This window comes from Sinorhizobium sp. GQ132 (assembly GCF_059758575.1).
Genome location: NZ_JCAXDX010000012.1, coordinates 1 through 18,910 on the forward strand (window position 1 = coordinate 1; position 18,910 = coordinate 18,910).

The 18,910-nt window shown below is 60.1% G+C and carries 20 protein-coding genes; 9 read left to right on the forward strand and 11 right to left on the reverse strand.

Translation table 11 applies throughout. The features are described 5' to 3' along the window. Positions 1-86: 86 nt before the first annotated feature. Entirely contained in the window at positions 87-938 is an 852-nt protein-coding gene (locus tag AC6CIG_RS24180; RefSeq protein ID WP_498323987.1) for a sugar phosphate isomerase/epimerase family protein, read from the reverse strand. 313 nt (positions 939-1,251) lie between these two features. Between AC6CIG_RS24180 and AC6CIG_RS24185 the strand changes: the two genes are divergently transcribed. From AC6CIG_RS24185 to AC6CIG_RS24200, 4 genes are read left to right on the forward strand one after another with little or no spacing between them, the layout of a single operon-like run. Continuing rightward, positions 1,252-2,139, forward strand: a complete 888-nt coding sequence (locus AC6CIG_RS24185) for a sugar phosphate isomerase/epimerase family protein (RefSeq protein WP_102764710.1) — start codon at positions 1,252-1,254, stop codon at positions 2,137-2,139. A 56-nt stretch (positions 2,140-2,195) separates the two neighbouring features. After that, positions 2,196-3,365 carry a mandelate racemase/muconate lactonizing enzyme family protein gene (locus AC6CIG_RS24190; protein WP_102763001.1) on the forward strand — a complete coding sequence of 390 codons (1,170 nt, stop codon included), beginning with the start codon at positions 2,196-2,198 and terminating at the stop codon, positions 3,363-3,365. 2 nt (positions 3,366-3,367) lie between these two features. Continuing rightward, positions 3,368-4,060 (forward strand): FadR/GntR family transcriptional regulator, encoded by a 693-nt coding sequence (locus AC6CIG_RS24195; protein ID WP_100673692.1) that lies wholly within the window; start codon positions 3,368-3,370, stop codon positions 4,058-4,060. 25 nt (positions 4,061-4,085) lie between these two features. Further along, on the forward strand, positions 4,086-5,060 hold the full coding sequence (locus tag AC6CIG_RS24200) for a 2-hydroxyacid dehydrogenase (RefSeq protein WP_498323988.1): 975 nt from the start codon (positions 4,086-4,088) through the stop codon (positions 5,058-5,060). Positions 5,061-5,127: 67 nt separating this feature from the next. Here the strand turns inward: AC6CIG_RS24200 and AC6CIG_RS24205 are convergent, their stop codons facing one another. The 7 genes from AC6CIG_RS24205 to AC6CIG_RS24235 form a co-directional block, all read right to left on the reverse strand. Continuing rightward, positions 5,128-6,246 (reverse strand): ABC transporter ATP-binding protein, encoded by a 1,119-nt coding sequence (locus tag AC6CIG_RS24205; RefSeq protein WP_498323989.1) that lies wholly within the window; start codon positions 6,244-6,246, stop codon positions 5,128-5,130. Next, positions 6,246-7,355, reverse strand: a complete 1,110-nt coding sequence (locus tag AC6CIG_RS24210) for an ABC transporter ATP-binding protein (protein WP_498323990.1) — start codon at positions 7,353-7,355, stop codon at positions 6,246-6,248. Before AC6CIG_RS24210 ends, AC6CIG_RS24205 begins: the two co-directional genes overlap by 1 nt. Then, complete coding sequence (locus AC6CIG_RS24215) at positions 7,352-7,552, reverse strand: hypothetical protein (RefSeq protein WP_018098160.1); 201 nt, start codon at positions 7,550-7,552, stop codon at positions 7,352-7,354. The genes AC6CIG_RS24210 and AC6CIG_RS24215 overlap by 4 nt, the downstream gene beginning before the upstream one ends. Then, positions 7,549-8,508, reverse strand: coding sequence for a carbohydrate ABC transporter permease (locus AC6CIG_RS24220; protein WP_102762997.1), 960 nt, complete (start codon positions 8,506-8,508; stop codon positions 7,549-7,551). The genes AC6CIG_RS24215 and AC6CIG_RS24220 overlap by 4 nt, the downstream gene beginning before the upstream one ends. Before the next feature lies 1 nt (position 8,509). Further along, positions 8,510-9,415, reverse strand: coding sequence for a carbohydrate ABC transporter permease (locus tag AC6CIG_RS24225; RefSeq protein WP_018098158.1), 906 nt, complete (start codon positions 9,413-9,415; stop codon positions 8,510-8,512). Positions 9,416-9,562: 147 nt separating this feature from the next. Continuing rightward, positions 9,563-10,870, reverse strand: coding sequence for an ABC transporter substrate-binding protein (locus AC6CIG_RS24230; RefSeq protein ID WP_018098157.1), 1,308 nt, complete (start codon positions 10,868-10,870; stop codon positions 9,563-9,565). A gap of 356 nt (positions 10,871-11,226) precedes the next feature. Then, positions 11,227-11,868: a TetR/AcrR family transcriptional regulator gene (locus AC6CIG_RS24235; RefSeq protein WP_018098156.1), complete on the reverse strand. Its 642-nt coding sequence runs from the start codon at positions 11,866-11,868 to the stop codon at positions 11,227-11,229. 104 nt (positions 11,869-11,972) lie between these two features. Here AC6CIG_RS24235 and AC6CIG_RS24240 point away from each other — a divergent pair, with 104 nt between their 5' ends. Genes AC6CIG_RS24240 through AC6CIG_RS24255 form a run of 4 tightly spaced genes read left to right on the forward strand, consistent with a single transcriptional unit; the run spans position 11,973 to position 15,687 of the window. Continuing rightward, positions 11,973-13,211: a Tm-1-like ATP-binding domain-containing protein gene (locus AC6CIG_RS24240; protein ID WP_498323991.1), complete on the forward strand. Its 1,239-nt coding sequence runs from the start codon at positions 11,973-11,975 to the stop codon at positions 13,209-13,211. Beyond that, positions 13,180-14,022: a phosphoenolpyruvate hydrolase family protein gene (locus tag AC6CIG_RS24245; protein ID WP_018098154.1), complete on the forward strand. Its 843-nt coding sequence runs from the start codon at positions 13,180-13,182 to the stop codon at positions 14,020-14,022. The genes AC6CIG_RS24240 and AC6CIG_RS24245 overlap by 32 nt, the downstream gene beginning before the upstream one ends. A gap of 29 nt (positions 14,023-14,051) precedes the next feature. Then, the gene (locus tag AC6CIG_RS24250) at positions 14,052-14,465 is read left to right on the forward strand and encodes a cupin domain-containing protein (RefSeq protein ID WP_018098153.1); all 414 of its coding nucleotides are present in this window, start codon (positions 14,052-14,054) and stop codon (positions 14,463-14,465) included. Between the two features lie 34 nt (positions 14,466-14,499). Next, complete coding sequence (locus AC6CIG_RS24255) at positions 14,500-15,687, forward strand: M24 family metallopeptidase (protein ID WP_498323992.1); 1,188 nt, start codon at positions 14,500-14,502, stop codon at positions 15,685-15,687. A 272-nt stretch (positions 15,688-15,959) separates the two neighbouring features. Here AC6CIG_RS24255 and AC6CIG_RS24260 read toward each other — a convergent pair whose 3' ends face one another. The 3 genes from AC6CIG_RS24260 to AC6CIG_RS24270 form a co-directional block, all read right to left on the reverse strand. After that, positions 15,960-16,430, reverse strand: coding sequence for a hypothetical protein (locus AC6CIG_RS24260; RefSeq protein WP_498323993.1), 471 nt, complete (start codon positions 16,428-16,430; stop codon positions 15,960-15,962). A gap of 148 nt (positions 16,431-16,578) precedes the next feature. Continuing rightward, entirely contained in the window at positions 16,579-17,247 is a 669-nt protein-coding gene (locus AC6CIG_RS24265) for a haloacid dehalogenase type II (RefSeq protein WP_018098150.1), read from the reverse strand. A 293-nt stretch (positions 17,248-17,540) separates the two neighbouring features. Next, positions 17,541-18,020 carry a hypothetical protein gene (locus AC6CIG_RS24270; protein WP_498323994.1) on the reverse strand — a complete coding sequence of 160 codons (480 nt, stop codon included), beginning with the start codon at positions 18,018-18,020 and terminating at the stop codon, positions 17,541-17,543. Positions 18,021-18,279: 259 nt separating this feature from the next. Here AC6CIG_RS24270 and traI point away from each other — a divergent pair, with 259 nt between their 5' ends. Beyond that, positions 18,280-18,903 (forward strand): acyl-homoserine-lactone synthase, encoded by a 624-nt coding sequence (traI, locus tag AC6CIG_RS24275; RefSeq protein ID WP_498323995.1) that lies wholly within the window; start codon positions 18,280-18,282, stop codon positions 18,901-18,903. Positions 18,904-18,910 lie beyond the last annotated feature (7 nt).

Sequence of the window (18,910 nt, forward strand, 5' to 3'; positions counted from 1 at the left end):
TCTAGCAAAACCAGGCTTTGGTGAGCGGCGCCACACAGGCTAGTTCAACTGGAGCTTCTAGGATGTAGTCCGGAAGGCCGGGTCTGTCATGCCGCTGCCTCCCATCCGTCCCGGATGTGACGGTATCCATCCCGGTAGACCACTTCGGGCGACTCGGAGAAATCGCGCCAGACCTTCGTTGCGGCCGCGAGGTCTTTCAATGCGCGGCCGAAGGCCTCGATTGTCAGCCAGCCGTCATAGCCGCTCGCACGGATTTCCTTGAAGGTCTCCGGCCATGGAATGTTGCCACGGCCCGGCACCCCTCGGTCGTTCTCCGAGATGTGGACATGAACGATGCGGTCCGCATTGCGGGTGAAGGCCCCTACGGGGTCGGCTTCTTCGATATTGCTGTGGAAGGTGTCGTACATGGCGCGAATATTCGGATGCCCGATCGCATCAATATGGGCAGCAAGGTCGTCCATTGTGTTGACGAGATAACACTCGAAGCGGTTCAGCGCCTCAAGTGCAACGGTGACACCGCGCTGAGCGGCATGTTCGCCGATCGTGCGCTGCGAGGAGATGGACCGCCTCAGTTCTGCGGCGGTGGGACCGGTACCGGAGAACTGGCCGAGCGTAGAATGCAGTGGACCGCTTAACGTGTGCGCGCCGAGGGCGGCCGCGCAGTCGATAGCCCATTGCATGTAAGCGATGCCGCGCTTGCGTGTCGCATTGTCAGGCGAAATCAGGTTCATGGAAGGGTCGCTCATGGCAGACACTGCGGTGCGCTCCAGACCTATGCGATCGAGCAATGCGCCGAGGCGGCGGTACTCGTCCGGAGCGCCCTCGAAGATCGGTATCTCTACCCCGTCGAAGCCGGTCGCCCTGATGTCCCGGAGTAGCTTTTCATGTTTCCGGCCGACGCTCGTCGTCCACAGAAACATGCACATACCGATCTTCATGGTTCCATCCTCCCGTTTCTCACTACCGCGGTAACGCCTCCCACGCTGATCGCGATCTGGTAATACCAAATGCGGCGATCTGGTCAAGTTAGCAACGTCAATGATTTCGGACAGAAGCGCTACGATACGCCGCGAACTTGTATAAAAGTCCAGAAATGCGAGGTTACGCAAGCGGCTTGCCGGCAGAGGTAATTTGGGATAGACCTTCTACGAAGCATAATTGGCCAAACCAGAATAGGTTCGGTCGGAGTGGAGGAGATGCCCCGGCACCCTCGAGTGCCGCGGCAGTAACGATGGTTTTGGGAGGACGTTTATGCACCTTTCGACGCACAACTGGATGCGGGCGGAGCCTCTCGCCGTCACGCTGAAACGCATCAAAAAGTACGGCTACGAGAGCATCGAGATTTCAGGCGAGCCGGCCCAGTATGACTTCAAGGACACGCGCGCACTGCTCAAAGAACACGGCATTCGCTGCTGGGGCGCGGTGACGCTAACGCTCGGCGAGCGCAACCTCGCAGCCAAGGATGAGGGCCAGCGAGCAAAGTCGGTGGATTACGTGAAGAGTGTTATAACGATGGTGAGTGAGCTCGAAGGCGAGATCGTCACCCTTGTACCTGCGACCGTCGGCAAGGTTGTTCCGGATGGCACCGAGGAGGAAGAATGGCAGTGGGTCGTGGATGCGACGAAGGAGTGCTTCGCTCACGCCCGGGGAAAGGGCGTCCGGCTGGCGATTGAACCGCTCAACCGGTTCGAGACTTATCTCTTCAACCGCGCTGCCCAAGCGCTCGCGCTAGCCGACGCAGTTGATCCCGATTGCGGCGTTTGCCTCGATGCTTTTCACCTCAACATCGAGGAGGAGGACATATACGACGCGATCAGGCTTGCGGGAAACCGGCTTTTCGATTTCCATGTGGCGGACAACAACCGCTTTGCGGCGGGCCTCGGTCATCTCGACTGGCCGAAGATCGTCGCCACTTTGAAAGAGATCGGATACGACGGCGCGCTCACCAATGAGTTCGTGGCTCCGGTAGACCGAACGCCAGCGGCGAAATACCGCGATATGGTCGAGCGCAATCCGGTCGATATCCCCCCGGAGCAGCTCAAATTCATCCAGGACCACGGATCGAGCTTGCTAACCGAGAAGTTCTACGATGACCAGATGCGGATCACCGCAGAGACCATCCTGCCGCTGATCAAGTGAGGGACGGGTCCCGAGTATGCCCCTGCGGCCGGCGTGCTGCGGGGTTGGGAGGCGAAATGCGTATCAAGACCGTCCAAGCCTGGTGGGTTCGCATACCTATCGAAGCCAATCGGCAGCATCGCAGCGATTTTGGTCGCCTGACAACCTTCGACGCGGCGATCCTGCGCATAGAAACAGATGACGGGATCGTGGGGTGGGGCGAGGGCAAGAATGCTGCGGGCAGCGCGGGTACTTACGGCACCCTCGTTCACATGCTCAACTATGAGGTGGGTCCGAGGCTCGTCGGTCGCGACGCCGCCGATATCTCCGCCATCTGGGAGATGCTTTACAATGGCGTGCGCCACGAAACGGCGGCGGTGTCAGGTCATGCTATGCCGGAGCTCTCACGCCGGGGCCTCTCGATCGCCGCGATCAGTGCCGTCGACATCGCATTGTGGGACATCCTTGGCAAATCGCTGGGCGTGCCGGTATGGAAGCTGCTCGGCGGGCGTAAAGCGGATCGGCTGCCTGCTTATGCTTCCGGCGGGTGGGAAAGTGCCGAAAAGATCGGCGCCCAACTTCAGTCCTACCTTGCCAGTGGCGGTTTCAAGGCGGTCAAGATGAGGGTCGGCGCGATGGACCGCGCACCGCATGTCTCGGCGGCCCGCGTGCGTGCTGCCCGCAAGGCGCTTGGCCCCTCGGTGGATATCATGGTCGATGCGCATGGCACCTATACGGTTGCCGACGCGAAACGTTTCATCCAGCTCGTCCGGGATTGCGATCTTGCCTGGTTCGAGGAGCCGGTGATCGCAGACGATAAGGCCGGCATGGCGGAAGTGCGCGCCGCTGGAAATGTTCCGATCGCAGCCGGCGAGAGCGAGGCCACTCGCTTCGCTTTCCGCGACCTTGCGGTGCTGCGATCAGCCGATATTTTCCAGCCCGATCCGGCGTTCTGCGGTGGCATTACGGAGGCCATGCGCATCGGCGCGATCGCCAGTGCCTTCAACCTCCGTCTTGCCCCGCATTTGTGGGCCGGTGCCCCGTGCTTCTTCTCTGGTCTGCACGTCTGCGCGGCCTCCCCGGCAAGCTTCGTCATCGAATACTCGGTCGGCGCGAATCCGATGATCCACGACCTCGTCGAAGAGACTGTCGCCGTGAGAGACGGGATGCTAGAGATTCCCGATAAACCCGGCTTGGGGTTTACGATAAAGGAGCGCGTCCTGGAGACTCATGCGCAAAGACTGTAATTATGAAAGAAAACAATTTGCTTTCGGACCTGGCGGCCCATCTATTTTCAACTTCGAGCGGCAGTGGACGAACACCTTCGGAGCGGGAGCTCGCCGAGCACTTCGCCGTCAGCCGGGGACAGCTCCGGGAGGCACTGGCAATCCTGGAAGCCATGCGCATTGTGGAGCGCCGGCCAAAGTCGGGTATCTATCTGACGACGACGGAGGCGAGTGTCGAGGCCATAGCACTCTTCGCGCGCGCTGGCGTGCCACTGGACCCGATCGTGATCTACGAGACGGTGGAACTCCGCAAGATCCACGAAATCAAGGCTGCGGAGCTCGCCTGCGCGCGGGCGACGGAGGAGAACTACGAACGGCTGCGCGAAATTCTCGCCGCTTCCGAGGCGAAGATCGCTGCAGGCGAGGGCCTCGCGCGCGAAGATAGGGACTTCCATCTGGAGATCGTGCGGGCGACGAAGAACAGCGTGTTCCACCGGATCTGCAGCGTCTATTATACCATGGGCGAACAGCGACTGCCCATCTACTTTGCTGATATCGCCCGCAGCCGCCGCTCGCATGAAGAACATATCCGTATCTACGAGGCGCTGCTCGCACGCGACGGCAATCTCGCCCAAGCTTTGATGAACGCGCATCTTCAGGGCGCGGAAAGCTATTGGAAGGGCCTCATCGGCGGGCCTGCGACAGCCGCGGAGTAGTCCCCGGTCGGCAATGAGGAGGACGATGAGTTTCATTTTCTCGACCCATCGCCTGCACCCCGACGCCGAAGCTATGCTGAAGGCGGCGGGTGATCTCCGCGTCGCGTCCGCCCCCGATCCAGAGACGTTGCTTCGTGAAGGTGAGGGCGCGGAGATTGTCATCGTGCGCGCGCCGATACCGCCGGCCTTCTTCGGAAATGTACCGGCCCTGCGCGCCGTAGTCCGGCATGGTGCGGGGCTCGACATGATTCCCTATGACGCGGCCACGGCCGCCGGTGTGCTTATCGCCAACGTGCCGGCCGTCAACGCGCCGACTGTTGCGGAGCACGTCTTCATGGTGACGCTTGCGTTGCTGCGCCAGTTCCGTCCTATGGACCGCGATCTCAGAAACATGGGTTGGAGTGCTGGGCGAGCCCACTGCGACCGAGCACCTGATCTCGCCGGCCGCATCATGGGCGTCATCGGCATGGGCAATGTGGGAAAGGCGGTCTTCCGGATCGCGAAGTACGGGTTCCAGCTGGAGGTCGTTGCGAATAGCCGCTCGCCGGAAAGCCTGCCGAACGGTGTCCGGTTTCTCTCGGTCGACGATCTGGTTTCGACGGCTGATATCGTCGTTCTCTGTTGCCCGCTCACGCCCGAGACGACCGGGCTTCTAAGCCGCGAGCGAATTGCGCGCATGAAGCCGGGCGCGATCCTCGTCAACGTGTCGCGCGGTCCGGTCGTGGATGATGGTGCGTTGATCGAGGCGCTAGAGATGGGGCGTATCGGCGGCGCTGCCCTTGACGTGTTCTCTACACAGCCCCTCCCGTCCGAGCATCCCTACTTCCGGCTGGACAATGTGATCGTGACGCCTCATCTCGCCGGCATCACCGAGGAAAGCATGATGCGCATGGGAATAGGAGCTGCGGCCGAAGCAATCCGCGTCATGGAAGGGGGATTGCCCGTTAATCTCCGCAACCCTGAGGTCGTGGAACACTACAGGCGGCGGTTCCCGGCATAGGGCTTTGTCCATTCCGGATGGACGCGTTCCTGGTGGTCATGTGAATGACGGGCAAGCGGGCGGGAAGTCACGTCCAGGATGGACTCGGTTTTTTGTCGCCAATGACGCCTCGGCCGGCATGGCGCAGGCTCATCCCGCTTCCGCCGTCGAAGAGCACGACCTTTTCCGGATTCCAGGAGAAGCGAACAGACTCCTCGATCTCGAGGTCGGTCTGAGCTGGCACCGTCGCTTGCAAGAAGTGGTTGCCTGTACGAAGCGTGACGATCTTTTCGACGCCATGGTTCTCGACGTCGTGCACGCGGGCCTCGCCGGGTGCGCCGCTTTCGAGGAAAAGATCCTCAGGGCGGATACCGAAGGTCAGGGGCCGTCCGTCAAGCGCAGCGCCCAGCGCGGCGTCAAAAGGCAAGCGGTAGCCTTCGTCCGCGATAGCCTCGCTGGCCGCAAGCTTGCCGGAGATCAGGTTCATCGGCGGCGATCCGACTGCACGTGCAACGAACGTGTTGACTGGATTGCGATAGATTTCCTGTGGGGTGCCTGTCTGAACGAGCTGGCCGTTGTTGAGTACGCCGATCTTGTCGCCCATCGACATGGCTTCGATCTGATCGTGGGTGACGAAGAGAAAGGTTGCGCCGAGATTCATCTGAAGGTTCTTGAGTTCAGTGCGCAGCGCCTCGCGCAGTTTGGCGTCGAGGGCGGAAAGGGGCTCGTCCATCAGAAAGACGCGCGGCTTGCGTACGATGGCTCGGCCGATAGACACGCGCTGCATCTCGCCACCCGATAGTCGGTCAGTCTTGCGGTCGAGCAGATGCTCGATGCGGAGCGTCCTCGCGACACGGGCGACACGCTCCTTGATCTCGACCGGTTCGACACGCCGGATGCGAGACTTCAGCGGAAATTCGAGATTCTCGCGGACGGTATAGCGCGGATAGAGCGAATACTGCTGCAGCACAAGCGCCACGTCGCGCTCGGCGGCGCCCCAGTCGGCGACATCCTCACCGTCGATGAAGATCTGTCCGCCCGTCGGCTTTTCGAGCCCGGCAATCAGTCTGAGGGTCGTCGTCTTGCCGGCGCCCGTCTCGCCGAGCAGCACGAAAAACTCTCCGTCGGCAATTTCGAAACTGAGATCCCTCAGGGCGGTGTGGGTACCGAAGGTTTTGGTGATGCCTTTGAGTTCGATATGCGCCATCAGAGCCTGATCCCGAAAGATGTGCCAGTCGAGCTGTCGAAGAAGTGCGCCTGAGCCGGATCTATGCGAGCCCAGACGGCCTGGCCGGGTCGGGGTACGAAACCACTTTTTGTGCGCGCGCGCAGCATCTGATCGCCAACCTGCAGGTCTATGATGTCATGCGAGCCGAGCGGTTCGATGATATGGGCCTTGACGGGCACGAAGCCCTCACGTGCTTCCCTCGACACGAGAACCCCTTCAGGTCGTACGCCGAGGGTGAGATTTCCGTTTCGAGCCCCAGCGACAGCGAGCTGGGCCGTGAGACTCGACGGAAAATCGAAGTACGTTGGAGCACCTCGCACCACGACGCGCGCATGCCCCGCGTCCTCGGAAACCGTCACGTCAGACATGTTCATTACCGGACTCCCGACAAACTGCGCGACGAACATGTTGGCAGGACGAGCGTAGACCTCGTGAGGGCTGCCGACTTGCTGCAGCACACCTTCGTGCATAACGACAATGCGATCGGCGAGGGACATCGCTTCGACCTGGTCATGGGTTACGTAGATCGTTGTCGAGCCCTGTTTGATGTGAAGTCGCTTGATTTCAGCGCGCATCTCTTCGCGGAGCTTCGCGTCAAGCGCGCCGATCGGCTCATCCATAAGCATCGCCTTGGGACGCCGGACGAGTGCCCGACCGATCGCCACGCGCTGCATGTCGCCGCCGGAAAGAGCGGAGGGCTTTTTGGTGAGCAGATGGGTGATCTGGAGCGTTTTTGCAACCGCCTGAACCTCGCGCTCGATATCCCTAGGGTTGCCGCGCGTGGCGCGGAGCGGGAAGGCGATATTCTCGAAGACCGTCATGTGCGGGTAGAGCGAGAAGGACTGGAACACAAAGGCGATGTCTCGGTGCGACGCCTTTATGTGCTGCACCGGCTGACCGTCTATGAGGATGTCGCCTTCATCGATCGTTTCGAGCCCGGCGATCGCGCGTAGAGTGGTCGTCTTGCCGCAGCCGGACTGGCCAAGCAGAACAATGAACTCGTTGTCGGCGATGGTGAGATTGAGGTCCTTGATGACCTGAACGGCACCAAAGTGCTTCTCAATCCCGCGTAATTCAATCTGCGTCATGGCCTGCTCTCGTCAGCTTTCTGTTCCGGCGGGACCTTCGACGTGATCATGAAGGCAATCAGCCCAACTAACGTCATCGTCAGTCCATAGCGATGAAGGAACAGGTTCCACGGCTGGCACAGCGCGATGATCCCGAATATCATCAGGAGCTGCGCGCCTGGCGCGAGATACTTCTGATTTATGGCACGAAACGTCATTTGCGGATCGCTCCGAAGCTCATGCCGCGCAAGAGATGGTTCCTGAGCAGGAAGGTGAAGATTGCGACCGGTAACAGGAACAGGAAGGTACCTGCCGCGATGACGGTCCAATCCGGAAGGCCAGAGCCGACCTGGCTTGGGATGAAGGGCGGTGCCGTTTGCGCGCGCCGGTTCGTCATGATCAGCGCGAAAGCATATTCATTCCACGCTGTGATGAAGCAAAAGACGGCGGTCGCGGCGATCCCTGTGGCGGCCTCTGGCAGCACAATCTTGAAGAAGGCTTCCAAGCGCGTGTAGCCGTCGACGAGCGCCGCTTCCTCGTATTCCTTCGGAATCTCGTCGATGAAGCCCTTCATCAGCCAGACCGAGAAGGACAGATTGAAGGCGGTGTAGAGGATGATAAGACCCCAGTGAGTGTCGTTCAGCCCCACAGCCCGGTACATCAGGAACATGGGGATCGCCACGACCACGGGCGGCAGCATGCGTGTCGATAAAATGAAGAACAACAGGTCCGCTTCGCCCTTCACTTTGAAACGGGAGAAGCCGTAGGCCGTGAAGGTACCCATGCCCACGGCGAGCACCGTAGAGGTGATCGCCACAATGAGCGAATTCATGAAGCGGTTCGGGTAGCCGGATAACTGCACCTCACCGCGTCCCGAACGTACGACCTTTTCCCCCCCGTCGAAGACCAGCCGTTCCCACCAGGGAGCGGCCGCATAGTCTTCGGGCTCTGGTGCTGACCGCAATTGAGAGCGCTTGGTGAAGAGCTTGACGAACGGCGAGATCTCCGGCTCGAAGATGACCGTCGGAGGGATGGTCGTCGCGAGGTTGCGCGGCTTGAAGGCCGTAGACGTGATCCAATAGATCGGTGCGAGGAACAGCAGCGTGATTACGAGCACGGCGGCGATCGCTACCCGGTTTAGCGCGCGCTCGGAGCGAGTTTGGACAGCCGCCATCTCAGCGCTCCTTCACCCTGTTGAGATATTTGACGTAAATGTTGGTGATCGCGAGCACCATGATCAGCACGATGTAGGCGAGTGCGCAGGACCGCCCGGTCTGCCATTCCTGAAACGCCATCTTGTAGAGGCGGATCGAGATCACCTCCGTGGTCGGTTGGCTGGTGAGAATGTAGGCGAGATCGAAAGTCTTGAAAGCCTCCATCGTGCGAAAGATGATTGCGATCATGAGTATCGGCGCAACGAGCGGCAGAGTGATACGGAAGAACGTGTAGAACGGTCCCGCTCGGTCAATGGCAGCCGCCTCGTAAAGGTGCCTCGGTACGGCCGAGAGGCCTGCGAGCGAGAGCAACATCACGAAGGGTGACCACATCCAGATGTCGGTGATTGCGACGGCGTAGAGTGCCATTTCGGGATTCGCCAGCCACTCGAAAGAGCCGAGGCCGAGCGCGTAGTTGATGATGCCGAAGGAAGGATCGTAGAGCAGCTTCCAGAAGAGCCCGACCACCGCCATCGACAACATCATCGGCAGCAGAAGCAGGGTCGTGATGAGACCCTTGAAGGGGATTTCACGGTTGAGCAGCATCGCCGTGCCAAAACCGACGGCAACCTGACCGGCAACCGACACGATCACGTATTTCGCCGTAATTGCGAAGTTCGCCCAGATGAAGGGGTCGTTTAAAAGTTCCCGATAGTTCTGCAGGCCGACGAATGTGGCCGGCGCGTTCGTCGAAGCACGAAAGTCGGTGAACGAATAGCCGAGCGAGTAGATCAACGGGAAGATGTTGAAGACGATCAGGAACAGGATCGTCGGAATAATGAAAAGATTGCGAATTTTGATGTCGCTCAAGCCGCGCGAAGCAGCGCGCGACTTCGAATCCAACGATGTCATAACCACGGTGGCCAATGTGCTCCTCCTCCCAGAGCCGACGCCGGGCGCACTTGCGCCATCTGTTGCGTATTGCCTGAGCGCGGCGCCGCGTTCGGCGCGAGCCCTGTCCGGTGCCAAGTTGAAGAGCGGGAGGGAGCCGGGCACCCACCCGCGTGTCGTTCGTTATTGGCGGCCGTACTTTTTGAAGGTCGCGTTCCAGTCCTTGGCGAGAGCGTCGAGCGCCTCCTTCGCTGTACCCTGGCCGGCCGTCACGTAGGGATAAATGCGTTGGTTCATCTGGATCAGCAGCTCGGCATATTCCGGCGTTGCCCAGAAGTCCTTCACTCTGAACATGGTCTCGTAGAATGCCTTGTTGTAGGGCGTGGCGTTTTGGAACTCTTCGGACTCCAATACCTTAGCGCTTGCCGTGTAACCGCCGAGCTCGGCCCAGCGCTTCTGTGTCTCGTCCTTGACGAACCACTCAAGGAATTTCATCGCCTCTTCCTTGTTCTCCGAATAGGAGACGATGGAGATGCCCTGGCCTCCGAGAGCGGCATACTGGTCGCCCTCCGGGCCGGCCGGGTTGGCAAAGAAGCCGGTGACCTTCGCGTTCGGGTTTGATGCTTCGTTGACCAGCGCCGGGAAGAAGGCGAAGTAGTTCATGCTCATCGCCGCCAGATTTTCGGTGATCGCCTGGTTGTTCTCGACGAAGAAGGACTTTGCCCAGCCAGGAGGGGTGAAACCGTAAAGCTCGCGGTAGGCTTCCAAAGCCTTGACGTTCTTCTCCGAGTTGATGATCCCGTCGACCTTGTAAGTGCTGTAGTCTCCGAGTTCTCCTCCGAAAGAGAAGATGGCGTTCTCCACGCCCATAACGAGGCCGTCATAGGAGTTATCGGTGTAAATCGCGATGCCGTAGCGCTTCTGGTCCGGACGATGGAAGAACTCGGCGATGTCGCGCAACTGCTTCCAGTCCTTGGGTGGAGCGAGATCATAGCCATACTTCGCCTTGAAGGCTTCCATCTCCTTCGGGTCCTCGAACCAGTCCTTGCGGTATGACCACCCGACAGCGTCGCCCTCGGCAGGGATCGACCAGTACTTGCCGGAGTTCGCAGGATATTCCGAGTAGTACTTCACCGTGGCTGGTGCCATCACCTCGTTTAGCTTGTGCTGGTTGAAGAACTCGGTGAGGTCGACGTAGTGGCCGGCCTCCGATGCGGCGCCGATCCACTGTGAGTCGCCGACGACCATGTCATAGGCCGAGCCCTTGGCGTTGAATTCGGTAAAGGCCTTCGTTTGAAAGTCGGCCCATGGAGTCGTTTCGACCGTGACCTTCACGCCGGTCTCGGCCTCGTATTCGTTTACGAGCTCCTGGAGATAATTGGCCGGGTCCCATTCGGCCCAGAAAATCGTCAGTTCTTGTGATTGCGCGGAAGTCCCGCAGGCGAACATAAAGCTGATACCAGCCACCAGACCGGCCACTGTCTTGCGCATAATATTCCTCCCCTTTTGTGTATCCCGCCCCGCCTTTTCCACGGCGGTTCGTCTGTCAAATCCTCCTGATTGACGCTTCTGCGGCGGGTCCTCCTCCGACCCTTCCGGCCTGGGACAGATATTAAGCCCAAGCGAACGCAGCACCAATCTGGTATTACCAAATCTCACGAGCGTCAAGGTCACTGTTTCCTCGCCATTGCCGCAGGCCAACGCTCGCAATGCCGGGATTGTTACGGAATTAAAACTGCATGCCTTACCCCCAGTTCAACCAGGAATGAGTTGCCCATAAGTCGTCATGCACGCGCATTATCTAAATTGGTCAAACCAGTTCCTCGAGTCGGCGAGAATGCGCGAGATCATGTCGCGGATTGCGCATCGCGGACCGCCGCCTCGACCAAGGCTGCCGCCGCCCATTCTGCAACCGCTTGTGCACGTTCGGACGAGAGGCCCCAAATATCCTTCAGCACGACCAGCACCTCGACACCGAAAACAAGCGAGAGCGCCTGAGCCAACTGCTCGCGGGCCTCAGCCGGCACCTTGCCCTCGAGTGGCACGGTGACTTGTCGAAGGAGCTCGACGCGGTGCCCTCGCGTGAGCTGTGGTTCGTTACCAAGCGTGCCTGCCTGCCGCTGCGCCCACTGGTCGAGCGAGAGCTTCAGTGCAGCCTTGAACGTCGCTTCGAACTCGTCGATGCGCGGCATGGCAGTTGCGAGCAGATCACCAACGCGGGTGAGCGCATCGGGCGCCTCGGATCTCCAGTCGAGGATCGGGCCGAGCGCCTCGTGCACCACCGCATGAACCAGCGCCGCCTGGCTCGGAAAGTATCGGTAGGCCGTGGCGCGCGAAACTTCGGCGGCTTCCGCGACCTCACTCACCGAGGGGGTTATACCGGACTGCATCAACCGTGTGGCGGTATCCAACATGAGTTTGCGTGTGCGGGCTCGGGGACCGCGTTCAGCGCGTGCGACGGATTCGCTCTGTTGACGTGAGACATCCATGTCTTTACGATACGCGCATCTCATAATTTTGCAAGTGCCGACAAACCGGTCGAAATAAGGCGGCCTTCAAGGCAGAGGAGGGCCAGGGTCGCCGGGGAGGAGAGATGAAGCGCATCTACGTCGTCGGCACGGCCGACACGAAGGGGGAGGAACTCGTTTATCTTGCGTCCTGCGTCGAGGCAGCGGGCGGCCAGCCTGTTTTGGTCGATGTCGGCACGCGTCGCCCAACGGTTATGGTTGATATCTCCGCCGAAACCGTGGCCGCGGCGCATCCGGGCGGTGCCGCCGCGGTGCTTTCCGTCGACGATCGGGGAACGGCGATTGCTGCGATGGGCGAGGCCTTCGCGAGGTTCCTTCCCGCCCGGGACGACGTCGCCGGCGTGGTGGGCATGGGTGGCGGCGGCGGGACGTCGATCATCACCGCCGGCATGCGCAGGCTGCCGCTCGGGCTACCGAAGGTCATGGTCTCGACGCTCGCGTCCGGCGACGTGGCACCTTATGTTGACGTCTCGGACATCATCATGATGCCGTCGGTTACCGACATGGCCGGGCTCAACCGCGTGAGCCGCGTGATCCTAAAAAATGCGGCAGAGGCGATTACCGCCATGGCGAACAGGCCGGCAGACGAAACGGCCGCGAAACCCGCTCTCGGCCTGACCATGTTCGGCGTGACGACGCCCTGTGTGACTGCCATCGTTGAACGACTGAAGGCCGATCATGACTGTTTGGTTTTCCACGCCACAGGCACCGGTGGACGAGCAATGGAGAAGCTTGCGGACAGCGGGCTTCTATCGGGTGTGCTCGACATCACGACGACGGAGGTGTGCGATCTTCTCTTCGGCGGCGTGTTGCCGGCGACCGAGGATCGTTTCGGCGCAATTGCGCGCACCGAATTGCCCTATGTCGGCTCCGTCGGGGCTTTGGATATGGTCAATTTCTGGGCGCCAGAGACGGTGCCGGAGCGATATTCCGGCCGGCTCTTGTACCGCCACAATCCAAACGTCACGCTCATGCGCACGACTCCGGAGGAATGCGCCGCGATCGGAAGGTGGATTGGCGCAAAGCTGAACCTCTGCAGCGGACCTCTCCGGTTCCTGATCCCGGAGCGAGGCGTGTCGGCACTGGATATCGAGGGCGGCGCCTTCTTTGATCCTGCGGCGGATGCGGCGCTCTTCGAGGCATTGGAAGCCACCGTCGATAGAAATGACCGGCGCCGCATCGAACGCCTTCCGCTCCACATCAACGATCCGCAGTTCGCCGAGGCCGCAGTCGCCGCCTACCGAGACATTGCCAACTCTGAAAGAGACACCGATGCCACTAATCCCCCGCAAGACCATTCTTGAAAAGTTCCACGGCATGATCGCCGCCGGCAAGCCGATCATCGGAGGTGGGGCCGGAACGGGGATTTCGGCCAAGGCCGAGGAGGCCGGGGGCATCGACCTGATCATCATCTATAACTCCGGCCGTTACCGAATGGCGGGCCGCGGCTCGGCGGCCGGTCTGCTCGCCTATGGAAATGCCAATGAGATCGTCAAGGAAATGGCCTTGGAGGTGCTGCCGGTCGTTAGGGCGACACCGGTACTCGCCGGCGTCAACGGCACCGACCCATTCGTTTTCATGCCCCAGTTTCTCGCGGAACTGAAGGCCATGGGCTTTTCCGGCGTACAGAATTTCCCCACCATCGGCCTCTTCGATGGACGGATGCGGCGGAGCTTCGAGGAGACGGGGATGGGCTATGGTCTCGAGGTGGACATGATCGCCGAGGCCCACCGGCTGGATCTGCTGACGACACCCTATGTCTTCAACGAGGAAGAAGCGATCGCGATGACGAAGGCGGGCGCAGACATCGTCGTCGCTCATATGGGCGTTACCACGGGAGGTGCGATCGGCGCCACTTCCGCGATCTCGCTCGACGACTGCGCGAGCGAAATCGACGCGATAGCGGCTGCCGCGCGCTCGGTACGCAAGGACGTCATTGTGCTCTGCCACGGGGGGCCGATTTCGATGCCGGAGGACGCACGGTACATCCTGGATCGTTGCCCAGGCTGCAATGGTTTTTATGGAGCAAGTTCCATGGAACGCCTGCCTGCCGAGGTGGCGATCCGCAAGCAGACGGAAGAGTTCAAGGCGCTTGCCATCGGTACGGTGGTCTGAAGCGAGCAAGATGCGGAGGAGGCCGCGGCATGGCAAAGGACAAATATTTTCTCTACCCGATTGATGTTGACAGCTTCGGCTTCGACTGGGGCCGGCTTGCGCTGACGGTCGCGCCGGAGGTGAACGGGGCCGAGCGCTTCTCGGGCGGTGTGGTGGATTTGCCGAGCGGCGAAGGGCATGCGCGTCACAATCATCCGGGAGCCGAAGAGATCATTTTCGTCATCTCGGGAGAGGGGGAGCAGATGGTGGAGGACGAGAACGGCGATCCGGTGACGCGGAGGGTTGGACCCGGTTGCACTATCTATGTACCGGAAAGCCGGTTCCACTCGACGAGGAACACGGGTCCCGGTCCGATGCAGCTTTTCGTGGTCTATTCACCGGCAGGCCCCGAGCGCGCGCTTCGGGATCTGCCGGATTTCCGTCTAATCGCGCCCGGTACCTGAGGGCGCACGACAACGGCTTTGTGGGAGAAATTCCGTGGACATCAGCCCAAGACAAACGCTGGCGGCGGGGCCCCCCTTCGATGCGGCGAAACTCGACAAGCTCATGGAGGAGGCGGGCATCGACGTTCTGCTCGCCACATCCAAGCACAACACGCAGTACCTGCTTGGCGGTTACAAGTTCATCTTCTTCGCCGCAATGGATGCGATTGGCCACAGCCGCTATCTGCCGATCGTCGTTTATGAGAAGGGCTCCCCCGATCACTCGGCATATATTGGCAACCGCATGGAAGGGGGAGAACACCAGAACAACCCCTTCTGGACACCCGCCGTTCATACGGCGACCTGGGGTACACACGACGCAGCAGCGCTTGCGGTCGAGCACCTGAGAAAGATCGGCAAGGCCGGTGCTCGCATCGGCGTCGAACCGCCCTTCCTGCCGGCCGATGCGCGGGATCTGTTGGCTTCTCGCCTTGAAGGTGCGCGTTTCGTGGACGCGACGCATACGCTCGAGCGACTGCGCTCGATCAAGACACCGCAGGAGCTGGAGAAGCTCAAGGTTGCCTCCGAACTGATCACCGATTCCATGCTCGCCACCATCGCGGCTGCACGAGAGGGATCCACCAAGGGCGAGATTATTGAACGACTGAGGCGAGAAGAGACCAATCGCGGGCTGCATTTCGAGTATTGCCTGCTGACCCTGGGTGCCAGTCACAACCGTGCGGCCTCGCCGCAGGCATGGGCGAAGGGTGAGGTGCTTTCGATTGATTCGGGTGGCAACTACCAGGGCTATATCGGTGACCTTTGCCGGATGGGCGTGCTCGGCGAGCCCGATGCGGAGCTCGAGGACTTGCTAGCTGAAGTCGATGCGATCCAGCAGGCAGCCTTTGCCAGGATCAAGGCCGGGGCAAGAGGCAGTGAGATGATTGCTTCGGCGGAAAAGGTTTTGAAAAGCTCGCCTTCGGCCGCCTTTACCGACTTCTTCTGCCACGGCATGGGGCTCATCAGCCACGAAGCACCGTTCCTGATGACCAACCACCCCGTCGCCTATGAAGGCGTAGATGCGGATCGGCCCCTGGAGGCAGGCATGGTCATTTCCGTCGAGACGACGATGCTTCATCCGCAACGCGGTTTCATCAAGCTCGAGGATACGCTCGCCGTCACGAAGGACGGATACGAAATGTTCGGCAACAGAGGGCGCGGTTGGAACCCTGGGGCGGTTTAGCGAGCGGCGACTGCTGCGAAAGAAGGGCACATGATGGTGTGCCGGGCTGGTATCAGATGTGGTGGATCTCGGTGTCTAGAACCTCAAGGCATTTCCCCATGAAGGCATGGGCCCTTCAGTCCTTTGCCGACACCATCATGCCGTCGGCAGCGACCCGGTTGGGGGCAGGTCCATACGGGTGCCGCCAAACCATTATTGACTTGCTCAAGGGCTAGGGCCATCTGGCCGAGGGCGTTGCCAGTTCGAAAGAGGAGATCAGGAGTGGGCGTCTCCTAGTGCAGAGACACGCCCTCGATTCGGGTCTGCAGGTAACCACTTAGGCCCTCTTCCTCAAACATCATCGCGCCCCCATTGGTAGGGATCACTGTGGGTGCAGCAAATCCCACGCTTCCTTGCAGTGCAGCCAAAGCGGCACTTTGGAAACGGAGGCTTTCGACCGCCTCTTGTCGTGCCGGCGTCTTCAGGATCAATTGGCGGCCGTCGGACAGGGAGACCTCTACAGTGCGCTCGACCTCGGAGGATAAGACCGCAGTCGATCCTTCCAGTCCGTAGTGCCGCTTGAGCAGTGTCGCCGAAATGTCGGGTTCTGACTCGTCTGGCGGCGAGGACAGAATGGCGGTTGCGGCACGAAAATAGGCTTCTGTCGACGCTGCAGCATGCGGCAGGTGACGGGAGGCCGGAGCCGCAGAGCTGTTGCGCCGGCCTAGTTCCTGATCAGCAGCAAGTCCACTAAGATCGCCCAATTTGAAGATCCTCGTCCGTTCATGGTGCTTTTCGGGCTGCGAAGTTGGATACCCTGATCTAATCTGACTAGCTCAGAGCAGGCACTCCAGCATAGCTCAGTGGCCCGCGCGCGTTTTCGTCCCTGAACAGCTGTTGCCTTATCTCAAGTCAGAGCCCGAAAACGCCAGGCAGCTGCGAAATATCGCGGATCTCGGTGTATTCATAATAAGGGTTGGCCGGCTCGTGGCCGCGGTTGACCCACACCTTGCTTTTGATACCCAGGTCATAGGCGGACATGAGGTCGTGACGGAAAGACGACGAAACGTGCGTGATGTCTTCCGGTCCGCATCCCAACATGTCGAACATATATTCGAACGCCTTGAGGTGCGGTTTGTAAGCTCCCGCTTCTTCTGCGGTGTAGACGGCATGAAACGGCGCGCCTAGCTTTGCCACATTCGACGGGATCTGGGCCACCATGGAGTTTGTGAGAATGACCAGCGGGATTTCCTTGGCTAATTTGGCTAGGCCCTCGGGCACATCCGGATGCGGTCCCCAGGTCGGTACGCGGTTGTAGATGGTTTCGGCGTCTTCGGGCCTGAATGCAACCTTGTTGCGGCGGCACGTGCGCTCCAACGCGTTGTGAACAACGTCGGCATAGGGCTTCCAGTCCTGCAATACCTCATCGATGCGGTACGCTTGGAAGTTCCTGATGAATTCGTCCATGCTCGGCCCATCCAGAAGATGACCGAACAGATCACGAGCGGCTTCCGCCATTTGAAAGTTGATTAGCGTACCATGGCAGTCGAATGTTACGTATTTTGGCCTGAAGCGATCCATATCCTTGGCTCCTGTGAACTCTACGGCATGGACGAAGCATAGTTGCAGTTGTTGGAAGAATGTGCCGGAATGCTTCGTCTTTCAGCAGAAGTCTCTTCGGTTGCAGCAAATCCCGCACAACCTTTCGCTGGCGCCGCGTCTCGCATTTGGTCGTGTCCTGAGTTGAGCTGTTGCTCCACCGAAGGCAGCCGTTCGCGTGCGCTGATTTTGACAGCGTTGTGTTGGAAGCCGAATAGAGCATTGCGGTCTGTCTCTCATGGCACAAACCCCCACCTTATCGGCGGCAACCTTGGCTACCTGGTCGGCGACAGCGTGTCGGACCCGCATCTGCTCATACTGGCGGCGGGGCGCAGGAACTCGGATTCCCGCTCTCCGCGTGCTTTTGCGACTGCGTAGCGCGACGCCTGCCGGATGTCACGCAAAACGATATCGGGCACGCGTTCTCGCCCTTCTGGAATGAGCCAGATTGACAAGAAGACATCACTTTGAGCCACTACGGAGAATACGATGCGAATAATGAAGGCGCTCTTCCTTACGCTGGCGCTCGCCGCGCCTATATCGGTCTTCCCGCCCATGCAGAGAGGCTGAAAGTGGCTGGGCCAGGGGAAGTCACCGGTATCGAGCCCGCACAGACTGGCTATGTCTTTAGCCGTCTTCAGGGAGCCGAACCGCTTTTTACGACAGACGAGCAAGGCGCACTGGTTCCAGGTCTTGCGGAAAAATGGGCGGTTTCGCAGGACGGCCTCAGGCTGGGCCTTTACGCTGCGCAGCAAGGCAACCTTCCATGATGGAACCCCGTTCACTGCCGAAAATGCTGCCGTCAGCCTTAAGAGGGCACTCGCGGTGTCGGCGTGTTGTCTCAAGCTCCGATTGCCGAGATTGCGGGCGAAGGCAGCGATATCCGCATGCGACTGACCAATTCCTTTTCCGCATTGCCTGCTTATCTCGGCTTGGCTTTGTAGGATTCTACAACTGCAAACCGATACCGATCCGTGCTGATTTCACCGCCGAGCAACAACGACGGAGAAATTCATGCAGATTCTCGCGATCTCGAAGCCACGGAATGACGAAGAAGCCCGGCTTCTCCACAGGCACCACCAACTGCGCGCCCGGATCTTTTCCGACCGGTTGGGCTGGGACGTTGACGTTATTGACGGTCGGGAGTCAGACACTTTCGACGCGCTGATGCCAACCTACATCCTCGCAATTTCCAACAACGGTGAAGTGGCAGGGTGCGCGAGGCTGCTTCCGGCGCTTGGCCCGACCATGGTTACGGATGTCTTTCCCTCGCTACTTCCGAATGGACAGCTCAACGCGCACTCCGCGATGATCGAAAGCTCCCGCTTCTGCGTCGACACTAGTCTCGGGGAGGGCAGGGGAGCCGGCTCGGTACATGAGGCAACGCTGACGATGTTCGCAGGCATAATTGAATGGTGCATGGCGAATGGTTTCACCGAAATCGTCACGGTGACCGACCTCCGCTTCGAGCGGATCCTCGCTCGTGTTGGCTGGCCGCTGCAGCGGTTGGGGGAGCCGAAGAAGGTCGGCGTGACGATGGCCGTGGCGGGCATCCTACCCGCCGACGCCGGTACATTTCAAAAACTCCGCCGATCTAACTACCGATCTGAATGCACCCCCCTCTGCAAGGCAGCGTAAGGAGAAA

Coding starts and splice junctions, on each gene's coding strand:
- AC6CIG_RS24230 (WP_018098157.1), bottom strand. CDS start 10,870: ATGCGCAAGACAGTGGCCGGTCTGGTGGCTGGTATCAGCTTTATGTTC.
- AC6CIG_RS24205 (WP_498323989.1), bottom strand. CDS start 6,246: ATGGCGCATATCGAACTCAAAGGCATCACCAAAACCTTCGGTACCCAC.
- AC6CIG_RS24235 (WP_018098156.1), bottom strand. CDS start 11,868: ATGGATGTCTCACGTCAACAGAGCGAATCCGTCGCACGCGCTGAACGC.
- AC6CIG_RS24215 (WP_018098160.1), bottom strand. CDS start 7,552: ATGACGTTTCGTGCCATAAATCAGAAGTATCTCGCGCCAGGCGCGCAG.
- AC6CIG_RS24195 (WP_100673692.1), top strand. CDS start 3,368: ATGAAAGAAAACAATTTGCTTTCGGACCTGGCGGCCCATCTATTTTCA.
- AC6CIG_RS24265 (WP_018098150.1), bottom strand. CDS start 17,247: ATGGATCGCTTCAGGCCAAAATACGTAACATTCGACTGCCATGGTACG.
- AC6CIG_RS24210 (WP_498323990.1), bottom strand. CDS start 7,355: ATGACGCAGATTGAATTACGCGGGATTGAGAAGCACTTTGGTGCCGTT.
- AC6CIG_RS24245 (WP_018098154.1), top strand. CDS start 13,180: ATGCCACTAATCCCCCGCAAGACCATTCTTGAAAAGTTCCACGGCATG.
- AC6CIG_RS24240 (WP_498323991.1), top strand. CDS start 11,973: ATGAAGCGCATCTACGTCGTCGGCACGGCCGACACGAAGGGGGAGGAA.
- AC6CIG_RS24200 (WP_498323988.1), top strand. CDS start 4,086: ATGAGTTTCATTTTCTCGACCCATCGCCTGCACCCCGACGCCGAAGCT.
- AC6CIG_RS24185 (WP_102764710.1), top strand. CDS start 1,252: ATGCACCTTTCGACGCACAACTGGATGCGGGCGGAGCCTCTCGCCGTC.
- AC6CIG_RS24220 (WP_102762997.1), bottom strand. CDS start 8,508: ATGGCGGCTGTCCAAACTCGCTCCGAGCGCGCGCTAAACCGGGTAGCG.
- traI (WP_498323995.1), top strand. CDS start 18,280: ATGCAGATTCTCGCGATCTCGAAGCCACGGAATGACGAAGAAGCCCGG.
- AC6CIG_RS24180 (WP_498323987.1), bottom strand. CDS start 938: ATGAAGATCGGTATGTGCATGTTTCTGTGGACGACGAGCGTCGGCCGG.
- AC6CIG_RS24190 (WP_102763001.1), top strand. CDS start 2,196: ATGCGTATCAAGACCGTCCAAGCCTGGTGGGTTCGCATACCTATCGAA.
- AC6CIG_RS24250 (WP_018098153.1), top strand. CDS start 14,052: ATGGCAAAGGACAAATATTTTCTCTACCCGATTGATGTTGACAGCTTC.